The organism is Wolbachia endosymbiont of Drosophila incompta (assembly GCF_001758565.1).
GTDB classification, from domain to species: Bacteria; Pseudomonadota; Alphaproteobacteria; order Rickettsiales; family Anaplasmataceae; genus Wolbachia; species Wolbachia pipientis.
This window is the reverse complement of sequence record NZ_CP011148.1, coordinates 448,052-457,667: the sequence shown is the minus strand read 5'-3', so window position 1 is coordinate 457,667 and position 9,616 is coordinate 448,052. Positions and strand designations below refer to the sequence as shown.

Genomic DNA, 9,616 nt, shown 5'->3' with positions numbered 1-9,616 from the left:
ATAATAGGTGCAGCTTTGCTCGCGATATTTGGTAGAATGCCATGGCCAGCTCTTTTTGCACTCGGTATATTTTGTGCTGTATTTTTCGGTGCTAAAACTATCGTCATAAAAGTAATGGGTGGTATAGGCGGCACTGGAAATACTTCTTTGATGGACCAATGCGGAACAGGAGACACAAAAAAGAACTATTTTTTTCTAAAACAGACCTGATGCACGGCTTCAACTATATCTTCCACTTGCGGTAATGCTTTTTTTTCTAGATTTGCAGCGTAAGGTAAGGGGATGTCCTTGCCAGTTACACGTACAACTGGAGCATCAAGGTAGTCAAATCCTTGTTCTATAACAACGGCTGACAGCTCTGCTCCTATTCCTGCAAATGGCCATCCTTCTTCTACACTAACTAACCTATTAGTCTTCTGAATAGAGTTAATAACAGTTTGAGTGTCAAGTGGTCTTAAGGTTCTGAGGTCAATAACTTCAGCTTCTATACCTTTACTCGAAAGTAAATCTGCTGCATTTAAGGCATCCATTAATTTTAATGAAAAAGCAGTGATAGTTACATCCTTTCCTTCCCGTATAACAGCAGCTTTGCCTATCTCAAGTAGATAATCTTTGTTTGATAGCTCAGAGTCAGAAACTTCATGCTCATGTCCATAAGCTATTTCGTTTTCTAGAAATATTACCGGATTAGGGTCACGAATTGCAGCTTTAAGCAGACCTCTGCAATCTGAGGCAAAATAGGGTGCTATTACTTTTAACCCCGGTATATGCGAATACCAAGCTGCAAAGCATTGAGAATGTTGTGCAGCAACTCTTGCTGCAGCGCCATTTGGTCCACGAAATACTATAGGGCATCCAAGTTGTCCGCCTGACATATAATTTGTTTTTGCTGCGGAATTCACAATTTGGTCAATAGCTTGCATAGAAAAATTAAAAGTCATAAACTCGACTATTGGCTTTAATCCAGCAAATGCCGCTCCAACAGCAAGGCCAGCAAATCCATGTTCGGTAATAGGCGTATCAACTACTCTGTTTTCTCCAAACTCTTTCAGTAATCCTTTCGTTACTTTATAAGCACCATCATACTCTGCAACTTCTTCACCCATGATAAGCACATCAGAGTCGTTTTGCATTTCTTCTCTAATTGCTGTGCATAAAGCTTCTCTTACACTTAAGGTTGCCATTTATAAACTTTTATAGACTTTAACTAAAGTAACTATATCAGAATTACTGGGGGTAAGTAAAGTGTACAAATTAAGTTTTACAAACATCATGACCAACTCATTCCAAAAAAAAATCTTCTCACGCTTGCTGGTTTTGGTTGCTAAAAATGATTGTATTGCTTGTGTTTTTAATAATATATACTGCTAAGTTAATAATAATTCACTTGGGAATAACAGAAAAATACATGATAATTTTATATTTCAAATAGAATAAAATCCTTTTTATTGATACTGTCTTTTTTTGTAAAAAACATTCCTAACTTTTCCACCACTTTTTCTGGCTAAGGTCAGTATAACTTTTGCTTGAAATAACTGTTTATATGGTGCAATTTACAGCTTTTAGTTGCTAAAATTATAACTCTTAATTTAATAATTTTAATCCAATAAGCTTTCAGGTTAATAAAATTAAATTATTTGAGTAAATGCAATACCATGTCTTTATTTGTGGGTAATAATAAGAATAACGAAGGTTGGCTCAGCTACACTTCTATAATTTCAATTTTTATGTTTACCGTATAAAAGAAGTTTCTTCTATCTGTGTCTTCGCGTTTGAAACTAACTTTATTCTACCTCTTTCTTGTTCTGGACTTAACCTGTGAAGCGCGTAACTGAAATCTTCCTCACTCACTATAAGCCGTCTTTGCGCACCAGCGCTAATTTTTGCTTCATTCACTAATTGCTCTAACTCAGCCCCAGAATAGCCTTCAGTCTTGTCTGCAATGTCTTGGAGGCTTAGCTTTTCATCAGTTTTTGTACCTCGCATATAAAGTGCCAATATCTTTTGTCTCACCTCTATGTTTGGATTAGGGACATAAACCTTCTGACCTAAACGTCCAGGTCTAATAAGTGCTGGATCTATACCACCGATAAGGTTAGTTGCACCAATTACTATTATATCTTTTCTGCTCTTAAATCCATCTATTTCAGTTAACAACTGTGTTAAACTCTCTCGACAATGGTAAGCTGAGTTATTAGCGGTACTTCTTTTTTGTGCAACTGCATCTATTTCATCTATAAAGACTATACAAGGAGAATATTTTTTTGCTATTTTAAAAAGCTCGCGTACAGCATGTGCACCATGACCAATATATACTCCAATAAGTTCAGGACCTGAGATGCTTATGAAATTCATATTTGATTCACCTGCAATTGCACGAGCGATAAGTGTTTTACCATTTCCAGGAGGGCCATATAATATGTAACCTCTTAGTGAATTAATACTTTTATTTCCAAACAGCTTGCGCATTTCTTCTGTCATTTGGTCACAGCAAATCATCTGCAACCGTTGTTTTAAGGAGTCATCAATTATAGCATCAGCAAATGTTATTCTTTTATCATCTGAATTAGCTAATTCTATCGATATAGGCAGCTCTACTTCCTTTAGTTTGCTGAATACTTGATCATATACAAACCAAACAATAAAAAGGAGAACGACAAGTAACACACAAGGCATAGCTTCACTAACATAATGTGCAGCTAACTCATACCCTTTACTAAGCAACATTGTATGCATATAGGCAAACAAAAAAGCGATAGAGACAATAGTTGCCACGCATAGTAAACAGATTGAAATTCTTTTTAGTAATTCTGAAATTTCAATTTTTTTCATCTTAATACCTTATACCAATTTTAAACTAAGAATAATTTTATCTAGCTTACCTATTTTAGCTTGATTAGAGCGTTCAGAAAAATTATCAAGTACGTACTTTATTAAATACTAAAAACAATATATCACCATATTGTCACATACATCTTTAAAGTTTACCAAATTCATTTTCAAAAAACAAGATTTTATTATTAACCCGAATTCTGGATTAGATTTTAGGTAAATTATTGAAAGTCTTGAATTTTACTAAATTAGTAACTAGTCTTAAAATGCTTACTGCTTTATCGTAAATGCTAAAACAATAAGCTATTGATATTCTTGTTTTTTTTAATCTCCAATCCAGAATTCGGGTTAAAAACGCTAACTTGTATCTTCAAGAAGTAAGACATAATAGCTCTAAAATGTCTTGCAAGGAAAGGTAAAGCTGAACGCTAACTTATGCCAGAAAAATACCGTCTTGTTTGCCTTTTTGAGTAGTATCATCTTATTTTTCCTGTAAATTTTGTTTATAACGCCTAAGTTAACGATATTTTAATCCCGGTAGAATATCTTATAAAATCAGATTATATGTTATACCTATGGAAATAGATAACTTTCAGCAATATTACAACCAAGAAGAAATGAAGACAGTAACATTAGCTCAAATTTATAAAGACTTGGTAATAAAGATATTCGATATAGCCACAAGCAAAATGTAAGCTACTATTAATGGTATTATGGAAATAGCACCAACGATACCACCTACTATACCTACTACCAGAGGTGACGGAGTAGTAAGGCTTAATATAATAAGTGGGAGAGATATAATTGATAGTATTATAGAAATTACACCTACTGTTTTCAGAAGAGATAGAAATCCTTTTGAATCTAAGTGTTCTTTAATTCCCTTAAATAATATAAAGAAAATGCTTATACACATTATAGCACAAAGTATTACTGCTGCTATTTTTATTATAGCTGCTGCTATAAGTGCTGCTAAATAAGCTATATTCATTGCAATTATCACACACCATAATAAAAAAGTCAACTCCATATGTTTAGGTTGTAAAATCCCAAAAAGCAGCCAGAATAGAATAAGCAAACATTTACGAATTGAATTTAGTGCAAACAAGGGTGTTGATATCAACCATACTCTGCAGAATCGCAATATGGTATGACTACATGCTTTTTATTGATTTGATTAACATAATCAGCAGAGAGTTTTGTTTTGCAAAAGATGTCTACAGTAACATACTGCAATTATTTGGAATTGTAGGGCTAGGTGCAATTGTAAGGCCACTTGGTGCATTCATATTTGGTCACGTTGGTGACAGGTATGGAAGGAGGATAGCATTAATAATTACTATCTTGCTAATATCGATACCATCAAGTCTCATTGCATTTATTCCAAGTCACAATCAAGTAGGTATAATTTCTACTATATTGCTTCTTGCAATCCATATAACACAAGGAATTGCACTTGGTGGTGAACAAGGAAGTTCTGTTTATCTTATAGAGCATTTATCCAGTAGGAAAGAGAACTTAGGGATGTATTTTGGAATGATGGGTTTTGGTCGCTCCATTGGCGTCTTGCTTTCTGCGGTGATAGTGATTATCTGCAAAAAAACTACTGATTTTTGTACCTGGGGTTGGAGATTGCCATTTATTTTCTCAGCTATTTTAGGATTAATTAGCGCGTATAGCATATACACATTGGGAGAAACTCCAGCATATGAAAAAAATCGAAAACAAAGAAATTTACCTGATTTGCCAATAATAGAGCTTATAAAACGCCACAAGAGAGCTCTTATACTTGCTATTTTAATATCTGTACCTGTTAATGTTGCTGTTGGATTTACCATATTTCTTCGAACTCTCGCAAAGGAAATAGCATCAGTGGATGTTTATGTAACAACATATATCAACGAAATTGTATTGATTATAACCAGTGTATTAATGCCGATATCTTCAATAGCGTTTGGAATGTTGGCTGATAAAGTTGGAAAAGAGCGCACTGCAATCTTATTTATAGCAATTACAATGGCACTGTGTTGTCCTGCGTTATCTATTGCATATTACTATAAAAATTATCTTGTGATTGCGTTGAGCGTAATGGTTCTCTCTATAATAGAAAGGGGTATAGTTCCCATAGGAATAGTTGCATCTGAACTCTTTCCTACCAATGTTAGATTTAGTGGTGTGAGCTTATCACGCAATATCTCTTATGCGTTACATGGAGGATTTACTCCTATGGTTTGTATTTGGTTGACTGTAACATTTCCTCAAACAAACCTTGCTGCTGGGCTTTATATAGTCTTCTGCTTGTTGATCAGTGTGGTAGGAATATTGCAAATAAAACCGCAAGATAAAAATTTTGATTTGTGAAAGTTCTCAGTTTTCTCTTAGATTTATACCGTAACCTAAATTAGGTCCTTAGTTTCTCAAAAAAATCCTTTAACAAAAAAGAGCATTCTATTTCTAATATCCCACCATAAACTTCAGGTATATGGCTGCAAAATTGAAATATCTTAGCACCATTTTCAATTCCTCCACCTTTTGGATTATAAGCTCCAAAGTACAATCGTTTAATTCTGGCAAAGGAAATAGCTTGAGCACACATCGGACATGGTTCTAATGTTACGTACATATCAGCATCACAAAGCGTGGGAGTTGAAAATGCTTGTCTGATCGCTAACATCTCTGCATGTGCAGTTGGATCGCTGGATATATTGTGTGCAGAAGAAATGATATTGTCTCCACTCACTATTACAGCACCTATGGGCACCTCATCATTTTTTTGAGCGAGTTTGGCTTGCTCTATGGCAAGCTCCATATATTGATACTTAAACACTAGGCACTTATTTCTTATCAATTGCTGCTTTAACGAACGACACGAAAAGAGGATGAGGAGAAAACGGCTTTGATTGAAATTCTGGATGAAACTGCACACCAATAAACCACGGATGACTCTCTAACTCCACTGCCTCTATGCACGTTCCATCTTCTGATATGCCACTGCATAGCAGCCCATTTTTTTCCAAATCATCTTTATAATCTGAATTGATTAGGTATCTATGCCTGTGTCTTTCTGAAATAGTAGTGTTACTATATGCATCCATCATTTTAGAGTTTGCATTTATATTACATTTGTATGCCCCAAGTCTCATGGTTCCACCAAGATCGTCATCTTGATCGCCAGCTAACTTAACGATTGGATGTTTACAGTTACGAAATTCTTCAGAGTGTGCATCTTCAAGCTTAACAACATTACGAGCAAATTCAATAATTGCAAGCTGCATACCAAGGCAAATTCCGAAAAATGGGATATTATTTGTACGGGCATAATTTATTGCTAATATTTTACCCTCTACTCCGTCATCACCAAACCCCCCTGGAACAAGGATTGCATGAGAATTCTGTAATTTCTCTCCTATAAGTTTTTCTTCCTTCTCTCTTGAGTTAACCCAATTTATCTTTACTTTGACTTTATTACTAATCGCACCATGATTTAATGCTTCAACCAGTGATTTGTATGCATCAGGGAATTCGGTGTATTTTCCCACTATAGATACAGTAACTTCCTGTGTTGGGTGCCTTATGGAATGCACTATTTGATCCCATTCAGTCAAGCTTGGTTTTGGCTTACTTAAATGAAAGTGCTCCAAAATTTGCGTATCAAGCCCACATTGGCTATACAACACCGGTAACTCATATATATGACTCACATCAGGGGCAGGTATCACATTGGATAAAGAAACATTGCAAAGCTTAGCTATTTTCTCTCTTTGATTATCGAAAATTTCTTTCTCACTGCGGCATAATATAATATCTGGTTGTAACCCCGCGGAATTTAACTCTCGAACTGAATGCTGCGTTGGTTTTGTCTTTAATTCTTGCGCTGCGGTAAGATATGGTATTAAAGTTAAGTGAATAAGGATAACTCTTTGTTTTCCTAATGTGTAGTTAACTTGACGTATAGCCTCCAAAAATGGTTGGCTTTCAATGTCACCTACAGTTCCGCCTATTTCACATATTACAAAATCTAAACCTTCCGTACCATTAAAAATGAACGATTTGATCAAATCTGTCACATGAGGAATGACTTGCACAGTTTTGCCCAGATAATCACCACGCCTCTCTTTCTTCAATAACTCATGATATATCTTACCAGTTGTTATATTGTCATCTTTTGTTGCTTTAATTCCAGTAAAACGCTCATAATGCCCAAGATCCAAATCAGTTTCAGCACCATCCTCGGTCACAAATACCTCTCCGTGCTGAGTTGGGTTCATTGTCCCAGGATCAATGTTGAGATACGGGTCAAGTTTTCTGATACGGATCTTAAAACCGTGAGCTTGAAGAAGCGCACCAACGCTTGAAGCAACTAAGCCTTTACCAAGCGATGACACAACTCCACCTGTAACAAAGATAAATTTAGCTTCCTTCATTAATTTTCAAATGGAACAGAAGTAGGTTCACTTTCTTGCTTTTTTTCTAATATAATTTTCTCTGCAATCGATTTTTTATGTACGTCTTTTGAATATAATCCTGACAATAGCAATGTGTTTATAATAAACAATCCAGCAACAATAGCCGTTATTCTGCTGAGCGGGTTTTCAGAAGATTTCACTGGAATCATCGAATTGACCCCCTGTTGTGTATTACTAAAACCACTTAACGAACTACTTCCAGGCGGCTGCAAGAGCACTAAAATTACTAACACAACAACCAATATTATTTGAAATATACTTAATACCGCTACTGACATTATAGATAGGGCTGAAAATAAAAATCTTAGCAGTACAAAGCACGTAAGTCAAGAACATCTGTCACCCAAATAACTTGAAATCTAAGTATGTATTTACTGCTTACCTTATTTTGATTAACATATGCATAAGACTTTGGGCTTAATATGTATCACATTTTAAAATATAAAGATTATGAACCAAAAATAGACGAAAGTGCTTTCATCGCAGGTGGTTCGCATATCATAGGTAAGGTTGAAATAGGAAGAGATGCAAGCATCTGGTTTAATTGTGTAATCAGAGGGGACGTTGGATCAATAAAAATAGGTAATGGAACAAATATTCAAGATGGAACGGTAATTCATGTGGATAGAAACCCAGGTGGTGACACAATTATTGGCAGCATGGTAACAGTGGGACATTTTTGTGTGTTGCACGCATGCACGGTGCATGATAAGGCGTTTATTGGTATGGGCTCTACCGTGATGGACCATGCAGTTGTGAAGCCTGAAGCTATGGTAGCTGCTGGCTCACTGGTAACACACGGAAAAGTGATAAAAAGTGGGGAAATATGGGCTGGCAGGCCAGCAAAATTCTTCAAAAAAATGTCGAATGAAGAAATTAAACATATTACACAATCAGCACAAAATTATATTATGCTAATGAAGGAATATAAAAACTGAAGTTCGCGTCAAGTGTTTTACTTGACACGTACATTTCGGCTTAACCCTTGTTACTTCTTTTTCCCATTCTCATTTACTTCTTGTGCTTTTGCCCCATCTACTTGAGTACTAGGTAATACTGCATATGTAATACCACCGGCTACGAGTGCAGATGCTACTGCTATACCAATCATTACTAACATCTCTAACTTAACTGTACGTTCAAGTGCAGTAAATGCTATCAGTCCAGCAGCAAGACCCATACCAACAGTAGCAGTGTACCGTGCTCCATTGCCTTGTTTTGGTTGCTCAGTTGTTTTGCTTTTATCTTCTAGTTTTCTATTTTTCTCCTCAGCTTCAGTCAATCGATTTTGTAAGTCTTTTGTTTCATCCTTTTTGGCTTTTAACTGAGCAGCAGTATCATTTGGTGCTGCTTGCAACTGCTGAACTTGATCTTTTAATGCTATTATTTCATTCTCTTTGGCTTTTAACTGAGCAGCAGTATCATTTGGTGCTGCCTTTAACTGCGCAACTTCATCATTTAGTTTATTTATTTCATCCTCTTTGGCTTTTAACTGAGCAGCATTTGGTTGGTTGTTTAACTGTGCTTCCAATTCTGTTATTTTAGCATTTTTCTCTTCTAACTGCTGCTGCAACGCTGTAGAATCTATTGCCTTTAGTTTTTCCACTTCAGCTTCTAAGTCTTGTTTTTCCTGCTGAGCTGTGTCCAATTGATCTTGTAATTCTTGTGTTTTAATTCTCAATTCCTCCTCAGCTTTCTTCTTTGCAGCTTCTAATTCTTCATTTTAACATTTTTCTCTTCTAACAATTGTACTGTGGGATGGAAAGATAGGGCTTTTACCATAATCTCCTCTTTCCCATCGTTAAAGCCTAACAGATTTTTCATTTCTTCTAGGCGACTAAAATATTTGCCACCATTTTTCCCAACGGATTTTACATTCATGATTGTATTATCTCCTAGTTCTTCTTGAGGATAAGAACCAGTAATATATAGTTGTTGATCATTTAGCGTACAGCCCACATAAAACTTGTCATCAATTATAGCACCACTCTTATCTACGTTTTTATACTTTTTAAATTCTTCATAATCATCTTTTTTTATAACAAGCACTATTTTATCATCGGCAACCTGTATTGTACCATTCTTTAAGCTTAGCATAACGAACCTCAATTGTAATTTAACATTACATAATACCCTTAGAACCTAAGGTTAAGTAATATTTTTATCATAGCATAGAAAATTTATGTTCGTAAACAAAAAATTTTGGCGTAAAATTGCCGTAATTGTGCTATAGCTAAAGTAATTTAGGTTTACCGACCATCGTCATTCCGCTGCTTGTTAGCGGGATCTAGAGATACCGCGGCGGTATGACGTTGCTA

General features: G+C 35.5%; 10 protein-coding genes and 1 pseudogene. 3 read left to right on the top strand and 8 right to left on the bottom strand.

Annotation, left to right across the window (positions count from 1 at the left end; translation table 11 throughout):
* A pseudogene (locus WG67_RS08275) lies at nt 1-210 on the top strand (TrbC/VirB2 family protein); the annotation flags it as partial.
* Here WG67_RS08275 and WG67_RS02025 read toward each other — a convergent pair.
* The 3 genes from WG67_RS02025 to WG67_RS06640 all read right to left on the bottom strand — a co-directional run bounded on the left by WG67_RS02025 (nt 186) and on the right by WG67_RS06640 (nt 3,823).
* A complete protein-coding gene (locus tag WG67_RS02025) occupies nt 186-1,184 on the bottom strand; it encodes a pyruvate dehydrogenase complex E1 component subunit beta (RefSeq protein ID WP_070356829.1) in 999 nt (332 codons plus the stop codon). The pseudogene WG67_RS08275 and the gene WG67_RS02025 sit on opposite strands and share 25 nt — an antisense overlap.
* A 547-nt stretch (nt 1,185-1,731) precedes the next feature.
* Nucleotides 1,732-2,727 carry an ATP-binding protein gene (locus tag WG67_RS02020; protein ID WP_245683388.1) on the bottom strand — a complete coding sequence of 332 codons (996 nt, stop codon included), beginning with the start codon at nt 2,725-2,727 and terminating at the stop codon, nt 1,732-1,734.
* Between the two features lie 748 nt (nt 2,728-3,475).
* Nucleotides 3,476-3,823, bottom strand: a complete 348-nt coding sequence (locus WG67_RS06640; protein WP_156768658.1) for a hypothetical protein — start codon at nt 3,821-3,823, stop codon at nt 3,476-3,478.
* A 107-nt stretch (nt 3,824-3,930) separates the two neighbouring features.
* Here WG67_RS06640 and WG67_RS02010 point away from each other — a divergent pair, with 107 nt between their 5' ends.
* Nucleotides 3,931-5,193 (top strand): MFS transporter, encoded by a 1,263-nt coding sequence (locus tag WG67_RS02010; protein ID WP_083250484.1) that lies wholly within the window; start codon nt 3,931-3,933, stop codon nt 5,191-5,193.
* A 40-nt stretch (nt 5,194-5,233) separates the two neighbouring features.
* Here the strand turns inward: WG67_RS02010 and WG67_RS02005 are convergent, their stop codons facing one another.
* From WG67_RS02005 to secG, 3 genes are read right to left on the bottom strand one after another with little or no spacing between them, the layout of a single operon-like run.
* Nucleotides 5,234-5,641, bottom strand: coding sequence for a nucleoside deaminase (locus tag WG67_RS02005; protein ID WP_010962617.1), 408 nt, complete (start codon nt 5,639-5,641; stop codon nt 5,234-5,236).
* Nucleotides 5,642-5,666: 25 nt separating this feature from the next.
* Complete coding sequence (locus WG67_RS02000; protein ID WP_070356826.1) at nt 5,667-7,256, bottom strand: CTP synthase; 1,590 nt, start codon at nt 7,254-7,256, stop codon at nt 5,667-5,669.
* Nucleotides 7,256-7,576 carry a preprotein translocase subunit SecG gene (gene secG / locus WG67_RS01995; protein WP_010962615.1) on the bottom strand — a complete coding sequence of 107 codons (321 nt, stop codon included), beginning with the start codon at nt 7,574-7,576 and terminating at the stop codon, nt 7,256-7,258. Before secG ends, WG67_RS02000 begins: the two co-directional genes overlap by 1 nt.
* Before the next feature lie 144 nt (nt 7,577-7,720).
* Here secG and WG67_RS01990 point away from each other — a divergent pair, with 144 nt between their 5' ends.
* Complete coding sequence (locus tag WG67_RS01990) at nt 7,721-8,236, top strand: gamma carbonic anhydrase family protein (protein WP_070356825.1); 516 nt, start codon at nt 7,721-7,723, stop codon at nt 8,234-8,236.
* A 50-nt stretch (nt 8,237-8,286) separates the two neighbouring features.
* Here WG67_RS01990 and WG67_RS07210 read toward each other — a convergent pair whose 3' ends face one another.
* Nucleotides 8,287-8,979, bottom strand: coding sequence for a hypothetical protein (locus WG67_RS07210; RefSeq protein WP_070356824.1), 693 nt, complete (start codon nt 8,977-8,979; stop codon nt 8,287-8,289).
* Nucleotides 8,980-9,008: 29 nt separating this feature from the next.
* Complete coding sequence (locus WG67_RS07205; RefSeq protein ID WP_070356823.1) at nt 9,009-9,395, bottom strand: hypothetical protein; 387 nt, start codon at nt 9,393-9,395, stop codon at nt 9,009-9,011.
* Nucleotides 9,396-9,616 lie beyond the last annotated feature (221 nt).